This window comes from Novosphingobium sp. 9U (assembly GCF_902506425.1).
Classification (GTDB): Bacteria; Pseudomonadota; Alphaproteobacteria; order Sphingomonadales; family Sphingomonadaceae; genus Novosphingobium.
The window spans coordinates 2,042,890-2,062,897 of sequence record NZ_LR732469.1 but is presented as its reverse complement, the minus strand read 5'-3'; the positions used below and the strand labels follow the sequence as shown (position 1 = coordinate 2,062,897).

General features: G+C 67.8%; 13 protein-coding genes. 7 read left to right on the top strand and 6 right to left on the bottom strand.

Annotated elements, in window-relative coordinates:
- Positions 1-14: 14 nt before the first annotated feature.
- From GV044_RS09590 to GV044_RS09565, 6 genes are read left to right on the top strand one after another with little or no spacing between them, the layout of a single operon-like run.
- Entirely contained in the window at positions 15-398 is a 384-nt protein-coding gene (locus GV044_RS09590; RefSeq protein ID WP_159868697.1) for a hypothetical protein, read from the top strand.
- On the top strand, positions 398-1,207 hold the full coding sequence (locus tag GV044_RS09585) for a cellulose synthase operon protein YhjQ/BcsQ (RefSeq protein WP_159868694.1): 810 nt from the start codon (positions 398-400) through the stop codon (positions 1,205-1,207). Before GV044_RS09590 ends, GV044_RS09585 begins: the two co-directional genes overlap by 1 nt.
- The gene (gene bcsA / locus GV044_RS09580) at positions 1,204-5,592 is read left to right on the top strand and encodes a UDP-forming cellulose synthase catalytic subunit (protein ID WP_159868691.1); all 4,389 of its coding nucleotides are present in this window, start codon (positions 1,204-1,206) and stop codon (positions 5,590-5,592) included. Before GV044_RS09585 ends, bcsA begins: the two co-directional genes overlap by 4 nt.
- Positions 5,592-9,260, top strand: a complete 3,669-nt coding sequence (locus tag GV044_RS09575; RefSeq protein WP_159868688.1) for a cellulose biosynthesis protein BcsC — start codon at positions 5,592-5,594, stop codon at positions 9,258-9,260. The genes bcsA and GV044_RS09575 overlap by 1 nt, the downstream gene beginning before the upstream one ends.
- Positions 9,257-9,727: a cellulose biosynthesis protein BcsD gene (gene bcsD, locus GV044_RS09570; protein WP_159868685.1), complete on the top strand. Its 471-nt coding sequence runs from the start codon at positions 9,257-9,259 to the stop codon at positions 9,725-9,727. The genes GV044_RS09575 and bcsD overlap by 4 nt, the downstream gene beginning before the upstream one ends.
- Positions 9,717-10,721, top strand: coding sequence for a glycosyl hydrolase family 8 (locus GV044_RS09565; protein ID WP_159868682.1), 1,005 nt, complete (start codon positions 9,717-9,719; stop codon positions 10,719-10,721). The genes bcsD and GV044_RS09565 overlap by 11 nt, the downstream gene beginning before the upstream one ends.
- A 6-nt stretch (positions 10,722-10,727) precedes the next feature.
- Here the strand turns inward: GV044_RS09565 and GV044_RS09560 are convergent, their stop codons facing one another.
- The 5 genes from GV044_RS09560 to glnE all read right to left on the bottom strand — a co-directional run bounded on the left by GV044_RS09560 (position 10,728) and on the right by glnE (position 17,152).
- Positions 10,728-11,960 carry an MFS transporter gene (locus tag GV044_RS09560; RefSeq protein WP_159868679.1) on the bottom strand — a complete coding sequence of 411 codons (1,233 nt, stop codon included), beginning with the start codon at positions 11,958-11,960 and terminating at the stop codon, positions 10,728-10,730.
- Between the two features lie 203 nt (positions 11,961-12,163).
- Positions 12,164-12,895 carry a M23 family metallopeptidase gene (locus tag GV044_RS09555; RefSeq protein WP_159868676.1) on the bottom strand — a complete coding sequence of 244 codons (732 nt, stop codon included), beginning with the start codon at positions 12,893-12,895 and terminating at the stop codon, positions 12,164-12,166.
- A 74-nt stretch (positions 12,896-12,969) separates the two neighbouring features.
- Complete coding sequence (locus tag GV044_RS09550) at positions 12,970-13,815, bottom strand: ferritin-like domain-containing protein (protein ID WP_256377253.1); 846 nt, start codon at positions 13,813-13,815, stop codon at positions 12,970-12,972.
- Between the two features lie 137 nt (positions 13,816-13,952).
- Positions 13,953-14,429 (bottom strand): peroxiredoxin, encoded by a 477-nt coding sequence (locus GV044_RS09545; RefSeq protein WP_201299042.1) that lies wholly within the window; start codon positions 14,427-14,429, stop codon positions 13,953-13,955.
- Positions 14,426-17,152 carry a bifunctional [glutamate--ammonia ligase]-adenylyl-L-tyrosine phosphorylase/[glutamate--ammonia-ligase] adenylyltransferase gene (gene glnE / locus GV044_RS09540; protein WP_236554829.1) on the bottom strand — a complete coding sequence of 909 codons (2,727 nt, stop codon included), beginning with the start codon at positions 17,150-17,152 and terminating at the stop codon, positions 14,426-14,428. The genes GV044_RS09545 and glnE overlap by 4 nt, the downstream gene beginning before the upstream one ends.
- Before the next feature lie 166 nt (positions 17,153-17,318).
- Between glnE and GV044_RS09535 the strand changes: the two genes are divergently transcribed.
- Complete coding sequence (locus GV044_RS09535; RefSeq protein WP_159868668.1) at positions 17,319-19,043, top strand: M28 family metallopeptidase; 1,725 nt, start codon at positions 17,319-17,321, stop codon at positions 19,041-19,043.
- Positions 19,044-19,046: 3 nt separating this feature from the next.
- On the opposite strand, the gene GV044_RS09530 is transcribed toward GV044_RS09535, so the two are convergent.
- A complete protein-coding gene (locus GV044_RS09530) occupies positions 19,047-19,922 on the bottom strand; it encodes a TonB family protein (protein ID WP_159868665.1) in 876 nt (291 codons plus the stop codon).
- Positions 19,923-20,008 lie beyond the last annotated feature (86 nt).

Genomic DNA, 20,008 nt, shown 5'->3' with positions numbered 1-20,008 from the left:
ACGGAGGTTCTATCATGCGAGCCGATGCCCGCAATTTGCTCGACCGCCTGGGGCGCGGTGACTTCGCCTATAGAGAATTCGCTGACAGGTTCAGCGATCTGGAGCTTTGGCCGCTGTTCGAGGCGCTGCTGAAGGATCCTCGTGTGTTCCAGCAGGAAACCGTCGCCGAGGCGGTGGACCCGCGTCCGGCCGAGCCGGTCAGCGCACCCGGGATCGCTGCGGCGCGTCCGGCGGGGTCGGGCGACCGCGGGGGCAGCCTGGCTGTGGGCGAATCGCTGGCCGACCTGTTCAATCGCTACGAAGCGGGCGCATCCGCCCCGCAGCAAGTGCGCCAGGGTCAGGACGTGCGCGCGATGCTGCGCCGCCTGTCCGACCTCGACGAGCGCGGAGAGCTCTGATGGCGCTGGTGCTGTGTCATTCGCCCAAGGGCGGCGTCGGCGCGACGTTCCTGGCCGCGCACCTGGCCATGGGGCTGTCGCAGCTGGAGGGCACCGACGGGGTCGCTGGCGTCGGCGGCGGCGATGTCGCGCTGATGACGACGTCCACCAGCGACCTGACGCCGCTGCACTTCGGACTGCCACCGGCGCAGCGCCTGCCTTCCATGGGTTCGCTCGCCGAGGCGTCGGTGCTGGTGAACGGGATCAGCCTCACCTGCGAGCCCCGCGCACTGAACGATGCCGACTTCCTGCCACGGCTGGAAGACGCCGGCTTCCTCAGCCCGGCGAGCAACCGCACGCTGGTGATCGACGTGCCGGCCGGCGAGCGCATGCTGGCGCGGCGGCTGATGGCACACGCCTCCGTCCACGTGTGCCCGCTGACCGCCTCTCCCGACTGCCTGGCATTGCTGCCGCAGCTGCTGGACGAGGCAGGCGATTGGGGCGCGCTGCGCAACACCTACGTCATCGGCAAGCTGGACGAGACCCGCAAGCTCGCCCGCCATGTCGCCGCCTTCGCGCGCGAGGTGTTGGGCGAGAGGCTGATCGGCAAGATCCGCAACGACCAGGCCGTGCCCGAAGCGCTCGCCATGCTCCAGCTGCTGTCGCGCTATGCACCTGCCAGCGCCGCGTTGGCCGATGCGCGCGTGACGGCCGAGGCGGTCGGCAAGATCCTGGCCGAAGAGCGGCTCGCTGCTACTACGGCCGAGCAGGATGCTGCCGCTGCCGACGCGGCTCCGATCGGCAAGCCTGGTGCGAGCCGCGCGGCATGAAGCTTCTTCGGCGCCCCTCCTGGCTCACCGCCCGCTCGCTGACAGTGCTGCCGATCGCCCTGATCGCGGTGCTGGTCATCAGCGTGCCGCTCGGCAACTTCGAGCAGTGGATGTTCGCGCTGATGGTCATGGCCGGCGCTGCCGTGCTCAAGCGCTGGAAGGGCCGGAAGGGCTCGATGGCGCTGGGCCTGCTCGCGGTACTGGTCTCCACCCGGTACATCTTCTGGCGCACCACCCAGACGCTGTCGTTTGGTACCTTGCCCGAGTTCGCGTTCGGCACCGGCCTGTACCTGGCGGAGCTTTATGCCTGGGTCATCCTGATCCTGGGCTTTCTCCAGACCAGCTGGCCGCTGAACCGCCCGGTGATCGAGCCCGTGGGCGATCCGGACACCTGGCCCACGGTCGATATCTATATTCCGACTTACAACGAGAGCCTGGAGATCGTGCGCAACACGGTCTTCGCGGCAATGGATCTCGACTATCCTGCCGACAAGTACCAGGTCTTCATCCTGGACGACGGCAAGCGGCCGGAGTTCCGCGCCTTCGCCAAGGAAGCGGGCTGCGGCTACATTACCCGCGACAACAACCTGCACGCCAAGGCGGGCAACCTCAACGCGGCGATGAAGAAGACCGAGGGCGAGCTGATCGCCATCTTCGACTGCGACCACGTGCCGACCCGCGCCTTCCTTCAGCTGACCATCGCCTGGTTTCAGAAGGACCAGAAGCTCGCCTTGGTGCAGACGCCGCACCATATGTATTCGCCCGATCCGGTGCAGCGGAACCTCGCCAGCACCATGGGCGAGATGCCGGGCGAGGGCGACTTGTTCTACGGCGCCGTCCAGGGCGGCAACGATCTTTGGAACGCCACCTTCTTCTGCGGTTCGTGCGCAATCATCCGCCGCGATGCGCTGGCGATGACCAACGGCTTCGCCGGCGAGACGGTGACTGAGGACGCGCACACCGCCTTGAAGCTGCAGCGCATGGGCTGGAACACCGCCTATATCAGCGCGCGCTTGTCCGCCGGGCTCGCGACAGAGCGCCTGGTGCTCCACGTCGGCCAGCGCATCCGCTGGGCGCGCGGAATGACGCAGATCATGCGCATCGACAATCCGCTGAAGGGCAAGGGCCTGACCTGGCAGCAGCGGCTTTGTTACCTGAACGCGATGCTGCACTTCCAGTATCCGCTGCCGCGCATCGTCTTCCTGACCAGCCCGCTCGCCTACCTGATCTTCGGCCAGAACATCATCCAGGCGAGCGCCGGGCTGATCTTCGCCTACGCCGCGCCGCACTTGTTCTGCTCCTCTGTTGCCAACGAGCGCACGCAAGGCGGTGATCGCCGCCCGTTCTGGGGTGAGGTCTACGAGACGATTCTGGCCTTCCACCTCGTGAAGCCGACGGTCATGACCTGGTTCCAGCCGCGCAAGGGCAAGTTCAACGTCACCGACAAGGGCGACCTGCTCGACCGCACTTACTTCGACTGGGCGGTTGTGCGCCCGCACCTCATCTGCATCGGCCTGATGGCGTTCGGCATTGGCCTGGCGGTGGTCAAGCGCGTGTTCTTCCCCCACTTGTTCAACATTCAGACCGACACGTTGGTGCTGAACGTCGCCTGGGCGACCTTCAGCCTGATCATCCTTATCGCCGCCGTCTCGGTCGCGCGCGAGACGCGCCAGACTCGCCAGGACATCCGCATCCCGGTGCGCCTGCCGGTCACCGCGCATCTCGCCTCGGGCCATGTCGTGCCTGCGCACACCATCGACATCTCGATGGGCGGCGCCGCGCTGGAGCTGCCCAAGGAACTGCCCGTGCGCGAGCGCGACGTGGTTCACCTGACCATGGCCATGGGCGACGAGACGCTGGCGATCCCGGTCGAGACCGTGCGCACTGCCGGCGAGGACTCCTTTGTGCGCTTTCTCAAGCTCGACGTCATGGCCGGCCGCCACCTGGTGCGCGCAGTCATGGGCCGTGCCGACGCCTGGCAGCCGGTCGGTCAGCACGCGACCGTCAGCGGCATCAGCTCCATCAAGGACATCATCGTGGTCGACCTCGTCACCTTGAAGCGCATGCTTCGGCTCAACCGCGCCGAGCTAAAGAAGATCCGCAAGTACGAGGGGCCCAAGCCGGGTAAGGGTGACGACAAGGCTGGGGCACTGTCGAAGGCGGCGGCGATCGCGGCGGCGCTGCTGGTCGGGCTCGTCGGCCTGGGCTCCGCATCGCAGCTGCTCGCAGCGACCGTCCTGGATGCGCCGCCCGCGGCCGGGGCCGACGTGGTGCGGCGCCTGAGCCTGAAAGATCTGAGGATCAAGCAGCCGGTGCGCCTGCAGGGCACGCATGGCGAGATCGGCATCCCCTTCGGCCTGCGCCAGGACCGCGTGGTCACCAGTGCCTCGATCACGATTCAGACGGCGTGGTCCCCGGCGATGCTGGATGACCTAAGCCAACTGGTCGTCATCCTCAACGGCGAGGTGGTGCAGACGATCCCGCTGACCCGCGCCAATGCGGGCGGCATGACCTTCACCGTGCCGATCAATCCGGCGCTGTTCCTGCCGGGCGACAACCAGCTGAACTTGCGCCTGATCGGCCACTATGCGCGTGATTGCGAGGATCCGTTCCATTCCTCGCTCTGGGCCAATGTCAGCAACACCCGCACCTGGATGGACCTTCGACTCCAGCGCCTGCCCTTCAAGCCCGACCTCGCGCGTCTGCCCGGACCGTTCTTCGAGAAGGGCGACAACAAGCCGCTGAACCTGCCGTTCGTCTTCGCCGGCCAGCCGCACGGGCGTGAGCTGGAAGCCGCCGCGAGCGTGGCCTCGTGGATGGGCAGCCTGTCGAGCTATCGCGGCTTCGCGTTCCCGCCGCGCTACAACGGCTCGCTGCCGACCGGCAATGCAATCGTGTTCCTGACCCAGGGCGCGCAGATCCCCGGGCTCGACCTCAACCCCGACGGGCCTTCCGCGGCCGTGGTGCAGAACCCGCGCGATCCGCTGGGCATGCTGCTCGTGATCATGGGCCGCGACCCGCGCGAGCTGAGCCTGGCTGCGGCCGCGGTTTCGACCGGGCGCGGCGTGTTCGGCGGCGCGCGCATGAACTTCGATGGCGTGCGCATCCCGACTTACCCGGCTTACGGTGCGCCGCGCTGGATTCCGACCGATCATGCGGTGAAGCTGGGTGACATCATGCAGCCGTACGAGCTGCAAGGCCTGGGCCTGCCGCCGGGACCGCTGACCGCGCGCTTCCGCGTGGCGCCTGACTTGTTCTTCTGGCCACGCCAGGGCGGCAAGCTGAACCTGGGCTACCGTTATCCGGTGGCGCAGTGGCTCGACAAGCGGGCCTCGCGGCTCGATGTCTCGCTGAACGGCCAGTACCTGAAGACGCTGCCGATTGCGGGTTCGTGGTGGCGGGACTGGTTCTCCGGCTCGGCTGCGCGCAGCTCGGACTCGGACGCAGGCGTCGTGCTGCCGCGCTACAACCTGTTCGGTTCCAACGAGCTGACCTTCGACTACAACCTGATCATCGCCGACAAGAAGAAGTGCACGGGCACGCTGCCCGACAATGTGCGCGTCTCCCTCGATCCCAACAGCACCATCGACCTCACCAGCGCCTATCACGGCATCACGATGCCCGACCTGGCGACCTTCGCCGGCGCCGGCTTCCCGTTCACGGTGCGGCCCGACTTGTCCGAGACCACGGTGCTGATGGCCAAGGACCCGTCGCCGGCCTCCGTCAGCGCGTTCCTGATGCTGATGGGCCGCTTCGGCGATGCGACCGGCGTGCCGGCAACCGGCGTCACCGTGTCGTCGGAGATCGTCCCGGCCGAACTGGCGGACCGTGATGTCCTGGTGATCGGCAGCAGCGCCATGGCGGGCGCCTCGACGCTGTTCGAGAACGCACCGCTGACTTACAACGATGGCGTCCTCCACGTCGCCGAACGCTCGCCGCTTCAATACGTCGAGGCGCTGTTCGGCGGCATGAAGTCCGACAATCCGTCGGATGCGGAGCCGGTGGTCTACGGTTCGCGCGACTTCTCCGGCATCGTCAGCTTTCGCTCTCCCTTCGCATCGAAGCGCACCGTCGTTGCGCTGCTGGCGGACAACGGTGCGAACTTGCCGATGCTGGTCGACGGCATGGCGGACGAGAAGATCAACGCCTCCATCCAGGGCGATCTCTCGGTCACCTCGGGCGAGGGCATGACCAGCTTCGCGGTGGGCCAGACCTATTGGGTGGGCACGCTGCCGTTGTGGATGAAGGCGGCCTACTGGTTCAGCCAGCGGCCGTTCCTCATGGGTCTGTTCACGGTGCTGCTCGCCGCGATCCTCGCCAGCCCGGCCTACTTCTACTTCCGCAACCACGCCGCGCGCCGCCTGGGCGAAAAGGACCTGCACTGATGGCTCGGCATTCCAGCTTGCGCTTGGCGATAGCAGCGCTGCTCGTCTCCACCGCCGGCGCCGGACCTGTGCTAGCGGCGAGCCCCGCCGTCGACGCGCTGGTGAAGCAGGCGCAGTACTGGCGCTCCAAGGGGCGCGAGGACCTGGCCGAGCAGGCGATGCGCCGCGCACGTGCGCTCGATCCAGGCGCCAAGGCTGCTGCCGCTGCTGCTCCGGCGAAGGCGCAGCCGGCCCCGAAGCCCCAAGCTGCTGCGAAGCCGCGCGCGACGCCTGCGGCCAAGCCGGCGCCCGCTCCCGCGCGTGTAGAGGCAAAACCTGCCGCCAAGCCGCCGGTGAAGACCGCAGCCGCCAAGCCGGCTCCCACTCCGACACCGCCTGCATCTGTGCGGGCCGGGCAGGCTCGGGTCGCCGGCTATGGTGCGCTCAACAGCGGTAGCCTGGTTGCGGCCGCCGCGCAGTTCAACAAGGCGCTTGCCGCCAACCGCCGCGATCCCGAGGCACTGGGCGGTCTCGGTCTCGTCCGGCTGCGCCAGCAGCGCTTCGCCGAAGCCGCGGATCTCCTCCAGCAGGCCTCGGGCTTGGGCAAGGCGTCGCAGTGGGCAAGCGGCCTTGCCGCCGCTCGGTTCTTCGCCGGCATCGGCCAGGCCCGTGAGTTGCTTGCGCAAGGCCGCCTCGACGATGCACAGGCCCAAGCCGAACAGCTCGTGCGCTCGGGCTACCCAGAGCCCGCCCCAGCGCTTGAGCTGCTGGGCGACATCTACGACAAGCAGGGCCGCTACGCCGATTCGGCGGACTTCTATCGTCAGGCACTGCAAGGCGGCGCGCAGGACGATGCACGCCTGCAATCGCGCGCCGCGCGCGGCCGGGCACTCGCGGCGGCCGAGCGTGGCGACGACTTCAACGCGGAGCGCGAGTTCCAGAACGGCCTGCTGCTCGACCGCAACGATCCCTGGATTCGCTATGAGTTCGCCCGCTATCTGGTGAAGCGGGGGCGCATGTCGGATGCGGAGGGCTTGCTGCGCGCCCTGGCCAGCACCGGCAGCTCCGACACGACTTATGCCGCAGCGCTCCTCAACAACGATCTTGGCCGCACGGCCGAGGCCGACCGGCTGATGGGCATGATCCCCGATACGCAGCGCACCGCGCCGATGCGCAGCTTTGCAATCGGCGTGAAGGTCGATGCCGCGATCGCGCGCACCAAGCAACTGGCGGCGGCCGGCCAGCAGGGGCAGGCCGTCAACGTGCTGCGCCAGCTCGGCCAGATGGAGGCGGTGCCCTCCGCCAAGCTGCCGGCGATCGCCGACGCGCTTATCGACATGGGCGACCAGGGCGCGGCGGTGTCGCTGGCGCAGACCGCCATTGATTCAGGCCGGCTAGACATGGACGGCTACGCCGGTGTCATCGGCGTGCTGACCCGCACCGGGCGCGAGGACCTGGCGCAAATGGCGCTGCAGCGCGCCAGCCAAGTCGTCGGCAACGGTCCCGAAGGCCAGCGCGCCTATGCTCGCATGGGTGCGACGCTCTCGGTCGCGCAGGCTGACCGCGCGCGCCTGGCAGGGCAATACGCGACGGCCTTCGACATGCTCCAATCGGCGTACAATGCCGCGCCGGACAATCCGCAGATCCTTTCGGCGCTCGGCCGGCTCTACCAAGCGGGCGGCATGGCGGCGCGCGCAGCGCAGACCTACCAGCTGGTGCTGGGCCGCAACCCGCGCGACAAGGATGCGCTGCTCGGTCTCGCCGCATCTGCGCAGGCAGCGGGCGACAATGCGCTGTCGGAGCGCGCGCAGAACGATGTGCTGAAGCTCTACCCGCAGGACTACCAGGTCCGGCTCTCGCTGGCGCAGGTCGAACGCGCTCGCGGCGACGAGCGTGGCGCGGTGCGCCTGCTGAAGGACGCGCGCTCGCTCTACTCGGGTGCGGGGCTGGCCGCGGGCGGCAATCCGTTCGCCGGCATGGGCGGAGCGCCCGCGGGTGCTGCCGGCGCCAACCCGTTCCGCAACCAGGCGGCGCCAATGGCTCCGACCCCGATCAACCCGTTCGCGCTGGGTGGCGGTTCGCGTCTGCCGCAGCAGCCCAACCCGCAATCGAGCTATCCGCAGCCGAGCTACCAGCCACAGAGCTATGCGGGCGGCGCGGCCATAGCGCCCGGCCAAAACGCACCGGGTCAGTTCACGCCCGCATCCTACGCGCCCGATGGAGGTCAGATCATGCCCGCCGCTTACCCGGCCGACACTTACGTGGCGCAGAGTTACCAGGCGCCCGCCTATTCCGCTCCGGTCCAAAATTACCCGACCCAGATTTACCCGGCCCAGAACTATCCGGTCCAAGGCTACCCGCAGCAGAGCTATCCGCAGCAGGCCTATCCGGCGCCCAGCTATCCCCAGCCTCAATATCCTCAGCAGGCGTACCCGCAGCAAGGCTATCCCGCGCCGCAGGGCTATCCCGCCCAAGCTTACGACACGCAGGCCGGCTCGGGCGTGCCCGCGAGCGGGTATCCCGCCGACCCGGTGCTCGCGCAGATCCAGTCCGACATCTCGCAGCTTTCCGAAGGTGCGGGCCCCCGCGCCGATGTCAGCACTTCGTTCCGCGCGCGCTCGGGGGAGAAGGGCCTCAGCAAATTGAGCGAGATCAAGGGCAACGCCAAGCTCTCGACCAACGTGCTCAGCGGTCGCGCTTACATCAGTGGGGAAGCGGTGGTGATCGACGCCGGCCGTCCGACCGGCTCCGGTCTCGCCCGCTTCGGCCGCAACGGCACACCCGAAGCGCAGGCGATCGTCGATGAACTGCCTTCGCCCCTGGTCGAAGCCGCCACGCAGCACGAATCAGGCCTAGCGCCTGCGATCGGCTACGAGAGCAATGCGGTGAAGGCAGAGGTCGGCACCACCCCGATCGGCATGGGCAAGACCAAGCTCACCGGCCGCGCCGAAGTCTCGCCCAAGCTCGGCGAGAGCTCGCGCATCCGCGCCTGGGTGGAGCGCAAGCCGGTGACCGACAGCGTGGTCTCATACGCCGGCACTCGCGACCCGGTGACGGGCGAACGCTGGGGACAGGTCATGCGCACCGGCGGTGGCGCCGGCTTCTCGTACGACAGCAACGGCAACGGCTTCTACGCGGAAGGCCGCTACAACCGCTATCGCGGTGAGAACGTGCGCAAGAACGACGGGATCGAAGCGAATGTCGGCGGCTACCTGCGGCTGCTGCAGACCGCACAGTCGCGCCTGACCGCGGGCCTCAACGTCAATTACCAGAAGTACGACAACAGCCAGAACTACTTCACTTACGGTCACGGCGGTTACTTCAGCCCGCAGGACTTCCTCAGCGTCAGCTTCCCGATCAGCTACGCGATGAACACGCAGTCGCTGGAGCTGAAGGCCTCGGTCACGCCCGGCTATCAGAGCTACAGCCAGGACGAGGTGCCGCTCTACCCGACCGACGCCGCTGCCCAGGCAGAGCTCGACCGCTTGAAAGTGCTGAATCGCGACGTGCGCGCCACCTACGACAGCATCAGCAAGACCGGCTTCGCGGTCGCGGCCGATGCCTCGCTCTATTACCGCGTCGGCCCGAACACCCGCGTCGGCGGCGAGGCCAGCTACAACACCTTCGGCAGCTACGACGAGTTTCGCTCGACGCTCGGCGTGCGCCAGACCTTTGGGACGACGCCATGAAGTTCGATCCATTGCACCAGATGTTCGGCTCCTCCACGGCTGCGCCGGCGACGCCGCGCGCCTCGTTCGCACCGCTAGTGGCGGCGCTCGCGGCGGAGCTGGCCGAGACCGTGCCTGCCCCCCAGCGTCGCGGATTCTATCTCGCGATCGGCCGCCGCATCGCCGCGGCAGAGACGCTCGAGGGGGTCGAGGACGCGTCGCAGCTTGCTTGGCGGGTCAATGCGTTCTGGAGCGCGATGGGCTGGGGCGAGGCGGAAGTCGCCATCGAGCGTGACGCCATCGTCGTCCACCACCGCGATGCGCCGCCTGCGCCCGAACACGTGCCGAGCGGGCCGTGGCTGGGCATGCTGCTCGCCGTCCTGGAGGGTGCCTACGACACTTGGTTCCGCAAGCTCGGCAGCGGGCCGACGCTGCACACGCGCGCAGAGTGGAAGGGCGATACGGTAGAGCTGCGACATGGTCGTTGATCGGCGCAAGTTCTCGCTCGGCCTGGTGGTCGCGCTGACCGCGGCCGCCTGCAGCACCGGCGTGCAGAGCTATGCCGAGCCGGCCGGTGGCTGGTGGCGGATCTATCGCCAGCGCTTCCTCGATCGCTCGGGTCGCATCGTCGACACCGGCAATGGCGGCATCAGCCACTCCGAAGGGCAGGGCTACGGCATGATCCTGGCCGCGCTGTCCGAGGACCGCGAGGCTTTTGCCGCCATGCTGCGCTGGACCGAAGCGACGCTGGGCGGCGACGATCTCTACGCGTGGCGCTACGATCCACGGCAGGCGAAGCCGGTGGGCGATCCCAACAACGCCACCGATGGTGACATGCTGATCGCCTGGGCCCTGGCGCTGGCGGGCGAGCGGTGGAAGACCAGTGCTTATCTCGAACGCTCCGCGGCCATCCGCGCCGCGATCCGGCGCGACTGCGTGGCCGAACGGTTCGGTCGCCAGCTGCTCCTGCCGGGACGAGCGGGTTTCGCGAGCGCTGCGGAGGTCACGGTCAACCCTTCGTACTACGTGTGGCCCGCGCTCGACACCTTCGCCCGGCTCGACGGCACGGCGACTTGGAGCGGCGTGATCTCCAGCGGCGAGGCGCTGCTGCGCCAGGCTCGCTTCGGGCCGCTACACCTGCCGTGCGACTGGGTGGCCGTGACCGGTCCCGCTGCGGTGGCACCCGCGCGCGACAAGCCGGCGCGCTTTGGATACGACGCCATCCGCGTGCCGCTCTATGCGCTGATGGGCGGACGCAAGGCGCTGACGAGCGATGTCGCGGCGTGGTGGGGCGCGGTCCTGAGCCAGCGCCGACCGGTGCCGGCCTGGATCGACGTCGTCACCGGCGAAGAGGCGCCTTATGCGCTGTCGAGCGGAGGCGCCGCGATCGTTGCCCGCCTAACCGGCTCACCGCCGCCGGTGCAGCTCGATTCGGACTACTTCTCCGCCTCGCTGCAGATGCTGGCGGGCGCGCGGCTGTAACGGAGATCAGGTTGGGGTCGCGCTCTCGTCCGGGTAAGGCCCCAGCGCCAGGAACAGCACGGCCGAAAGCCCGAAGCAGGGCAGCAGCCCCCAGAACACCGGATCGTAGCTGCGCGCGCTGTCGAACACGAGGTTCGCCAGCAGCGGCCCCGTGGTGGCGGCAAGCACGGTAAGCGCAGCGATCATGCCGAACAGGGTGCCGAAGTTGCGCACTCCGAAGTAGCGCGCGGTGAGATAGGCGCAGGCGTCGTATTCCGCGCCGGCGGCAAGCCCCAGCACCAGGCATGCCGCCATTGCGCCGGGATGCGATCCTTGCGTGGCGAGGAAGATCAGCGCGCTGATGCAAGGCGCGATTACGCTTCCCGCGGCGACGTAGCGGCCGTCGAAGCGGTCCAGCAGCCAGCCGCCCGCAAGCCGGCCGGTGATCGTGCCCAGGCCCATGGTGCCGGCGGTCGTCGCCGCCGTCATCGCGTCGAAGCCTTCGGCCAGCAGTATCGGCACCGAGTTGCTGGTGAGCGACGCCAGTGCCATCGAGTAGACGATCGCGGCGGCGGCAAGGCGCAGGAAGCCGCCCGATCGCAGTTGCGCCCGCCGTTCGGCGCGCTCGGCGGTGGTCGCCGCCTCAGCATCTGCGCCTCGAGAGCCGCCCGGCTTGAACAGAAACCACGTGAGAGGGAAGGCGAGGGCAAAGCAGAGCAGCCCGATGCCGAGGTAGGCACTGCGCCAGCCGTAGCTCTCCAGCAGCGCCGTGGTGATCGCAGGGAACACCGCTGCCGTCGCACCCGTACCCGACAGCGCGATGGCAAGCGCCAGGCCGCGGTTGCGCACGAAGTTGCGGTTGATGCCCGCGGTCCAGACCATCGGGAAGATCAGCATGCTGGCAAGACCGAGCAGTCCGTAGAGCGCCCACCAGCCGGCGATACCGGGGCCGGCCAGCGCCATCAGCGCGAGGGCGGCGCTGAACAGCGGCACGCCAACAAGGGCGATGCGCCGCGGGCCACGGCGATCGATCTCCATGCCGACAAGCGGGGCCACGAAGATCGCGGTGAGCGCCGGGATCATCGGCCCGGCCGTGATCTGCGCGCGCGACCAGCCGAACTGCTGCTCCAACGGATGGATCATCGCGCCTAAGACATAGGAGGGCACAGCGATCAGCATGATGCCGATGAAGCAGGCGGGCATCATCGCGCCATGATCTCGCCACTCCGCGGCAGCAAAGGCGCCCTTGCGTTCGGTCATCGGCTCTCCCGCCCGTCGAAAGTCCCGCCATTCTCGGCGTGTATACATCGTCGCCGATCAGCATGAGCGACAATCACGGGCGATGTCGAGCGAAAGCGAGGGGTGAGCCGCTTCCCCGAATCAGAAAAGGCGGCCTTGCAGCCGCCTTTTCCTCCTCTCCAACCGATCAGGAGCCGGGGGGAACCGGCTCGGCAGTGCAGCGCCTACTTGCCCGCGGCAGCGAGCGAAACGCGGTCGGACTGCATGTAGGGAATGGGGTTCACGGCCACGCCATCGACGCGGACTTCGTAGTGGAGGTGCGGGCCGGTCGAACGGCCGGTGGTGCCGACATAGCCGACGACATCACCCTTGTGGATGTGCTGGCCCTCGGCGACGTTCAGCCGCGACATGTGGCCGTAGCGGGTCTCGAGGTTGTTGCCATGCTCGAGTTGGACGTAGAGGCCGTAGCCGCCGAACCACGATGCCTTGCCGACAACGCCATCAGCGGTCGCGTAGATCGGCGTGCCGACCGGAGCCGAAAGATCGACGCCCTTGTGGGCGCGCATGCCGCCGAGCACCGGGTGAACGCGCATGCCGTAGCTGCTGGTCAGGGTCAGGCCGTTCAGCGGGGTGCGCGAAGGGATCGAGACCGGGCCGCTGATGCCGGCGGCGGCGCGCGCCGAAGCCGAGAGGGGCGACTTGCCGACCGAAGCGGCGAGTCCGGCGTTGCCGGTGCTCTCGAAATTCTGCCACGAGCTGAACAGCTTGCGGAACTGTTCGTCCTCGCCACCGCTCACGCTCTTCTCGGCGCCTTGGGCAGCACGCAGTGGAGCAGAGATGTCGGTGTTGGCGGCATTGGCGAAAGCCGACTGCCCGGAAACGAAAAGAGAAGCTGCAGCCAGGACACCAGAAACGATGCGGAACCCGGCGAAAGAATGCGTCACGACCACTCGCATTACCTTATTTCCGCCATGCCGTTATTACGGCTTGGCGTGTTTCACTTGTCCGCACAGCACGAATGCTACCGGCCTTATGTTGGAGATGGTCGGATACCCCCCGCCGCCTCACGAGGTTGGGTTATGACCGAAGTTCTTAATGGAACAAGACCGGAGACCCATTCGAGCGGTAAACCGGCTGATCGCCGCGCCGAGTCGTTGAACGGTTTTTTGATTTGCCCGTGGAAGTGCCGCTGAACCAAGGATTTCCAGAGGGAATCAGGAGCGTGACCGCTGTTCTCGGCGCATGTGACGAAGTGCTTTACACCCGTTCGGACGTGGCGAATTTCATCGTCAAGGATCCGGTTCAGCAATCTTGCGCCGATCTTATCGCCGCTGGCCTTAACCCTGTCCAGCATGGCGGGGGTCACATCCAGCCCGCGCGCCTCCAGCACCATCGGCACGACGGCTAGCCTGGCGGCCACATCGTGGCGGGTCTCGTCGGCCGCTTCCCAAAGTCCCGCATGCGCCGGCAGCGCGCCGTAGAAGCTGCCCATGCTCGCCAAGTGCCGATCGATCAGGGCGAAGTGCATCGCTTCTTCGGCGGCAACCGCCAGGAAGTCGGAGACGAACTCGGCGCCCATCTCGGCCCCGAAGCGGCCCGCCATGTCGAGCGCCAAGTCGATCGCGACGAATTCGATGTGCGCCACCGCGTGCCAGAGCGCGACGCGTCCCCGCTCGGAGCCGGCCTTGCCGCGCTTAGGCATGCAGTTGGGCGGCAGCAGTTCTGGGGCGAGGGGCCGCGCCGGCTCGTGCGGCATGGCGACGTCGAAGTCGAACGCCAGCCGCCCCAGTCGCCATTCGCGAGCGACCTTGCGCGCGGCCATGACCTTCGCGCGCGGCTCAAAGGTCAGCAGCGCAGCGCGGATCGCGGCGGACACGCTTGTGCCCCCTTCCCCGGCGGGGAGGGGTTGGCGGTAGGGGAGCGAGGCCGCCAGTTCTCGCGTCGGCGCTGGCGTGGGTACATCCCCCTCCCGGCCTCCCCCCTGAAGGGGGGAGGGGAAGATGGCTTGATCCTTCAAGCGCCGAGCTCTCGCGCCGCCTCCAGCACGGCCTGCGCGTGGCCCTTCACCTTCACCTTGTCCCACACCTTGGCGATCCTGCCCTGCGCATCGAGGAGGTAGGTCGTGCGCACCATCCCCATATAGGTGCGCCCGTAGTTCTGCTTCTCGGTCCAGATGCCCAGCGTATCGGAGAGGCCGTTCTCGGCCGCGTCGCTGGCCAGCGCCACTGCCAGCTCGTGCTTGGCGATGAACTTGGCGTGCTTGGCGGGCGGGTCCTTGCTGACGCCCAGCAGCGCCACCCCGGCCTTGTCGAACTCGGGCTTCAAGGCGGTGAAGTCGATGTTCTCGGTGGTGCAGCCGGGCGTGTCGTCCTTCGGGTAGAAAAACACCACCAGCGGCTTGCCGGCGAACTGGGACGGTTTCACCGTCCCGCCTTCGGGCGTCTCCAAGGCGATGTCGGGGAAGGCGTCGCCGATGCCGGGCTTGCTCATGATGCGATCTCCAATTCCTCGCCGAACGCGGCCCGCCAGGCTTGTGCGACCACGCCGCGAGCCTGGGCCAGTCCGGCCATGACCGCGTTCCAATCGTCGCAACCGCAGCTGCGCGCAAGAGCCTCGCGCCCCGCCTCGGGCGGAAGCTGCGAATCGGGCGCCAGCAATCGTGCCGCGACCAGGAAGCCGGTGAGCGTCACTTGCGCGGCGGCGAGTTCTGCCGATACCAGGCCCGCATCGACCAGGGCGGCCACGGCGCGGCCCAGGTCCGGGTCGAGGCCGACGTGGTCGCGCAGCTGCAGGAAATGCACGGTAAACTCCAGATCCACGAGCCCGCCGCGCGCCAGCTTGATGTCGAGCGGGCCCCGGGGTGGCTTGTGGCTCGCCATGGTCGCCCGCATCTCCAGCACGTCGCGGCGCAGCTGCTCGGGGTCGCGCGGCATGGCGAGCACGGTGCGGACCGCATGATCCAGCTCATCGCGCGCGGCCGGAGAGCCATAGACCGGGCGCGCCCGCACCAGCGCCATGTGCTCCCAGGTCCAAGCCTGCTCGCGCTGGTAGCGCTCGAAGCTGTCGACGCTGGCGGCTGGCGGACCTTGCGATCCTGACGGCCGCAGCCGGGTGTCGACCTCGAACAAGGCCCCTTGCGCGGTGGGCGCGGAGAGCGCGGCGATCACCCGCTGGCACAGACGATTATAGTAGAGCGTGCCGCCGATCGGCCTCGGACCATCGGATTCGCGCGCGAAGTCGCCGGTGAACAGGAACACGACGTCGAGGTCGGACGCGTGGGTGAGGACCCCGCCGCCGAAGCGGCCGAGCGCCAGGATCAGGAACTCGCTGTCCGGGATCACGCCATGCACGCGGCGGAAATCGGCGATCGCTGCGTCGGTCAGGACATGGCAGGCAGCCTCGGCTACACGCGAGAGCGCGGCGCCGATGGCGATCGGATCGCGCGTCCCCTCGATCAACTGGACGCCCAGAGCGAACCGCCACTCGCCCACGCGCCGGCGCACCGCATCGAGGATGCGCTGATAATCGTCGTCCGCCTCGAAGCGGGAGAATTCGTCGATCAGTGCCGGAACATCGCCCGGCAAGTCGAGCGCGCTGGCGTCGATCAGTGGGTCGAGCAAGTCCGCCCGCCGCGCCAGCGCATCGGCGAGCGGCGGCGCGAGCCCGAGGATGCGCGCCAGCCGCACGGTGAGGCCCGGCCGCGCCTCCAGCAGGCGGAACAGGTTGATCGCGCTGGGCAGGTTCTCCAGCAGGCGCTCCCACCGGGCGAGCGCGCTAGCCGGCTCAGGTGAGGCGGCAAGGGCAGCGAGCAAGTCGGCGCGGATCGCCTCGAAGGCGGCGCGCGCAGCGTCGGACCGCAGCGCGCGCATGCGGCCGCTGGTCCAGCTGTCGATACGCTCGGCAGTCGCGGCGGGATCGGCGAAGCCCAGTCGCTCCAGCATGTCGGGCAGGGCTTCGACCGGCGTGCTCGACCCGCGCGATCCGGCAGGCTGCGTTGGGATGAGGCCGTCGTAGAGATCACCGACCCGCGCGGTGATCGCAGCCACTTCGGCGACCAGCGCCTCGCCGCTCGGCACGCCATCGAGACGGGCGACGTTGTCCAGCGCTTCGGGCGTGGCCGGCAAGGCATGGGTCTGCTGGTCCTGCACCATCTGCAGGCGGTGCTCGATCACGCGCAGCCGGTCGTAGCTCTCGCCCAGCAACGTGGCTTCGTCGGCGCCGATCAGCCCGGCAGCGGCCAGCGCATCGAGCGTCTCGCGCGTGCCGCGCAGGCGCAGCGCGGGGTTGCGGCCGCCGTGGATCAGCTGGTGGACTTGGGCGTAGAACTCGACCTCCCGGATGCCGCCGCGGCCTTTCTTGAGGTCGAAGCCGGGGCCCGCCTCCGCTTTCCCGCGCGTGCTGGCGCGGATCTGTGCCGTGAGGCGGCCGATCTCGTCGATGGCGCCGAAATCGAGGCTGCGGCGCCACACGAACGGGCGGATTGCGGTGAGGAACTGGCGTCCGGCCTCCAGGTCGCCGGCGCACGCCCGGGCACGGATGAACGCGGCGCGCTCCCAGGCGAGCGCGGAGGTCTCGTAATGCGTCAGCGCCGCGTCGGCCGAAATCGCCAGCGGGCTGACCTCGGAGGCGGGCCGCAGCCGCAAGTCGACGCGGAAGACATATCCCTCGGCGGTGACGTTGGAGAGGATCTCCACCACGCTGCGCGCCACGCGCTGGGCCGCCTCACCTGGTTCGTCGCGCTCGCGACGGGGCAGCAGCGCCGGGTCGTAGAGCAGGATCGGGTCGATGTCGGAGCTGTAGTTCAACTCGCGCGCGCCGTGCTTGCCCAAGGTCAGCGCGAAGAAGCCGGGGCTCTGCTCCGTGGGATCGAAGTCGGGCGCACGGCGGCGGATGCCTGCCACGATCGCGGCATCGAGCGCCCGGTCGGCAAAATCCGAGAGCGTGCCGGTGACCTGGAGCAGCGGAAAGGCACCGGCCAGGTCGCCGATGGCGAGCGCCAGCGCGAGCGCCTGCTTCTCGCGCCTGAGCGCAACGCCTGTGTCCGGTGCGCCCTCACCCGCCCGGCGCGCCCAGGCGAGTGCCTCCTCACCCCGACCTTGGGCGAGCAGTTCGCTCAGCTCCGGCAAGCGATCGAGCCCGCGCGACAGATACGGGGCGTGGGCATGAGCCCGCGCGATGGCGCCGGGCCAGTCGAAGCTGGAGAGCTGACTCATGCTCGCGTGCATGGGGGCTTGGCTTTGCGGGGGCAAGTGTCAGCGCTTTGCAGGGTCACGCACCAAGCCAACCCCCCGCCTCGTCATTTCCGCCTTCACGAGAATGACGAAGTTCGGGGACGGCCGCAGCTTGTGTGAGAAGGAGACCTCTGGCACCACTCGTCGCATGAACAGCTCACAACTCGCGAAAAAGCCGCTGCTTTCCTGTGTGGTCCTGCTGGCTCTGGCAGCGCCGCTGTCAGCCAAGCCGCTCTTCAAGGCCGGCACTGCGTTGCCGCCACCGGCAGACACACTAGAGGCCGCTGCCGCGCCGACGCCGATCTCGCTCGACCTGATGAAGCAGATTACCAAGCGCCTGTCCGCCGACGACTTCGAAGGCCGCGCGCCCAGCACCGCGACCGAGCCCAAGGTGCTCGACTACATCGTCAGCCAGTTCAAGGCGGCAGGCCTGCAGCCCGGCAACAAGGGCCAGTGGCTGCAGGACGTGCCTACGGTAGAGATCGAGGGCAAGAACCAAAGCCCGCTGACGATCACCGGAAGTAAGACGCCGCTCAGCTTCAGCTTCGGCGACCAGTGGGTCGGCGCCAGCTATCGCGTGACGCCCAAGACCAAGCTGAAAGACAGCCCATTGGTCTTCGTCGGCTACGGCGTGGTTGCGCCCGAGCTGGGCTGGAACGACTACGCCGGCGTGGACATGAAGGGCAAGACCGCGGTCATCCTGGTCAACGACCCCGACTACGCGACGGACGGCGAGCAAGGCCTCTTCAAGGGCCGGCGGATGACCTACTACGGCCGCTGGACCTACAAGTTCGAGGAAGCCGCTCGTCAGGGCGCAGCCGGAGCGATCATCGTCCACGACACGTTCCCGGCCGCATACGGATGGAACGTCGTCAACTCCAGCTGGACCGGCGCGCAGTACTACGTCCAGACCAAGAACGACGCGATGGACCAGACCCAGGTCAATGCCTGGGTGCAGAAGGATGTCGCCGAAAAGATCCTCGCCGCCGCCGGCAAGGACCTCGCCACCTTGACCAGGGCAGCGCAGACCAAAGGCTTCAAGCCGGTGCCGCTGAACCTCAAGGCGAACGTCTCGTTCGACAACGCGATCCGCAAGTCAACATCGCACAACGTCGTCGGCATCTTGCCCGGCAAGAACAGGCCGGACGAGTACGTGCTCTACTCGGCACACTGGGATCACCTGGGCCGCTGCACGCCCGACAAGACCGGCGACGACATCTGCAACGGCGCGGTCGACAATGCCGATGGAGTCGCCGCGCTGACCGCGCTCGCCAAGGCCAACGTGCAGGCAGGGCCTGCCGCGCGGTCGCAGGTGTTCCTGGCCGTGACGCTGGAGGAATCGGGGCTGCTCGGCTCGGAGTACTACGCGCAGAAACCGATCTACCCGCTCGCCAAGACGGTGGGCGGCGTCAACATGGACGCGCTGGCGCCCGGCGGCCGCGTGCGTGACTATGCGATGACCGGCGGCGACAAGTCCGACCTCACCGATATGTTCCGCACCGCGCTCAAGACCCGCAGCTTGGTCGAGGCGTCCGAAAACGATCCGGAGAAGGGCGGCTACTACCGCTCCGACCACTTCAGCATGGCCAAGCGCGGCGTGCCGATGTTCGCGATCGATCGCGGCATCGACCTGGTGGTCGGCGGCAAGGCCGTGGGCCAGGCGGCGAACGACGACTACACCACCAACCGCTACCACCAGCCCAGCGACGAGTACTCGGAAAGCTGGGACTGGTCGGGCATCCAGCAGGATGTCGAGCTGTACTACAGCCTCGGCCGCGAGCTGGCGGATGGGTCCACTTGGCCGAACTGGCGCGCGGGGGACGAGTTCAGGGCCGTGCGCGACAAGAGCTGCGCGGGTGAGGGCGGTTGCTGACGATTACTGCATGATCCAACGCACCGTGTTGAGGTAATATGAGGCAATCGGCTCGCCTTTGGCGTCTTGCGCTGGCGAGAAGCGGGCACGTCGCATGATGATGGCGCAGGTTACCTCATCGAAGGTCTTGTCGTTATACGACCGCTGGATTTCACATGCCGTGGGCTTGCCCTGCGCATCGACGGACAGCCGGAAAGCGACGAGCGCCTGTTTGCCCACCTGTCGCATGGCACCGGGATAATCGTCCGGGTTCAGCCAGCGTGCGGGACTCGTGAGGGGCTCGGCTCGCTTGGTCAGCGATGCCTGCTGCTTCGGATCGAAGCCCCAATGTGCGACAAGATTGTCCGTACACGTGCGCATGGCGTCGAAAGCCTTGTCCAAGGGGCCGGTGGCGAAGATCCGTTCCTTGCCGCCGTACAAAACTGCAATGGACTTGGTTGCCGCTTCGGTCGCGTGGGTTACCCGGGGCGACCATGTCTCGAGTTCGTCGCGAAATTGCGCTGAGAGAGACAGGTTGCCAAGGAACAGTGCGGGCGTGCCGTTCACCGCCTTACCGGGAGTGACCTGCTTCAGCGGCTTGGGCTCCGCATCGCCGAAGCGCAGGTTCACGGGGGTAGTTCCTTGCTGAACGCCCTTGAAGTCCGGACCCGACACGACGAGCTGAAAGTGATCGTACGGTCCAAACCGTTCCATCATGATCATGCTCGGGTGCTCCTTGGTGCCGAACATCCGCCGCAAGGTGCAGGTCGTCTCCGACCAGTTGACGTTCCAGGGCGAGATCGGATCCAAAGTCACGGTCTTGGCCGCCATTGCCGGCGTCGCTAAGCCGAGCAACGTCGCAGCAGTGACGGCAGTTCGAAAGTATTTGCCCCACATCATCGATGCACCCGCATGCGTGCGGAGGAGACTATCGCATGGCGGTGCAGAGTGGAACCGGCTCAGCGCGACACGCCTTGCGTAGATCG

Excerpts from the sequence above, each read along its gene's own strand:
- GV044_RS09590 (WP_159868697.1), top strand. The coding sequence starts at position 15 with ATGCGAGCCGATGCCCGCAATTTGCTCGACCGCCTGGGGCGCGGTGAC.
- GV044_RS09585 (WP_159868694.1), top strand. The coding sequence starts at position 398 with ATGGCGCTGGTGCTGTGTCATTCGCCCAAGGGCGGCGTCGGCGCGACG.
- bcsA (WP_159868691.1), top strand. The coding sequence starts at position 1,204 with ATGAAGCTTCTTCGGCGCCCCTCCTGGCTCACCGCCCGCTCGCTGACA.
- GV044_RS09575 (WP_159868688.1), top strand. The coding sequence starts at position 5,592 with ATGGCTCGGCATTCCAGCTTGCGCTTGGCGATAGCAGCGCTGCTCGTC.
- bcsD (WP_159868685.1), top strand. The coding sequence starts at position 9,257 with ATGAAGTTCGATCCATTGCACCAGATGTTCGGCTCCTCCACGGCTGCG.
- GV044_RS09565 (WP_159868682.1), top strand. The coding sequence starts at position 9,717 with ATGGTCGTTGATCGGCGCAAGTTCTCGCTCGGCCTGGTGGTCGCGCTG.
- GV044_RS09560 (WP_159868679.1), bottom strand. The coding sequence starts at position 11,960 with ATGACCGAACGCAAGGGCGCCTTTGCTGCCGCGGAGTGGCGAGATCAT.
- GV044_RS09555 (WP_159868676.1), bottom strand. The coding sequence starts at position 12,895 with ATGCGAGTGGTCGTGACGCATTCTTTCGCCGGGTTCCGCATCGTTTCT.
- GV044_RS09545 (WP_201299042.1), bottom strand. The coding sequence starts at position 14,429 with ATGAGCAAGCCCGGCATCGGCGACGCCTTCCCCGACATCGCCTTGGAG.
- glnE (WP_236554829.1), bottom strand. The coding sequence starts at position 17,152 with ATGAGTCAGCTCTCCAGCTTCGACTGGCCCGGCGCCATCGCGCGGGCT.
- GV044_RS09535 (WP_159868668.1), top strand. The coding sequence starts at position 17,319 with ATGAACAGCTCACAACTCGCGAAAAAGCCGCTGCTTTCCTGTGTGGTC.
- GV044_RS09530 (WP_159868665.1), bottom strand. The coding sequence starts at position 19,922 with ATGATGTGGGGCAAATACTTTCGAACTGCCGTCACTGCTGCGACGTTG.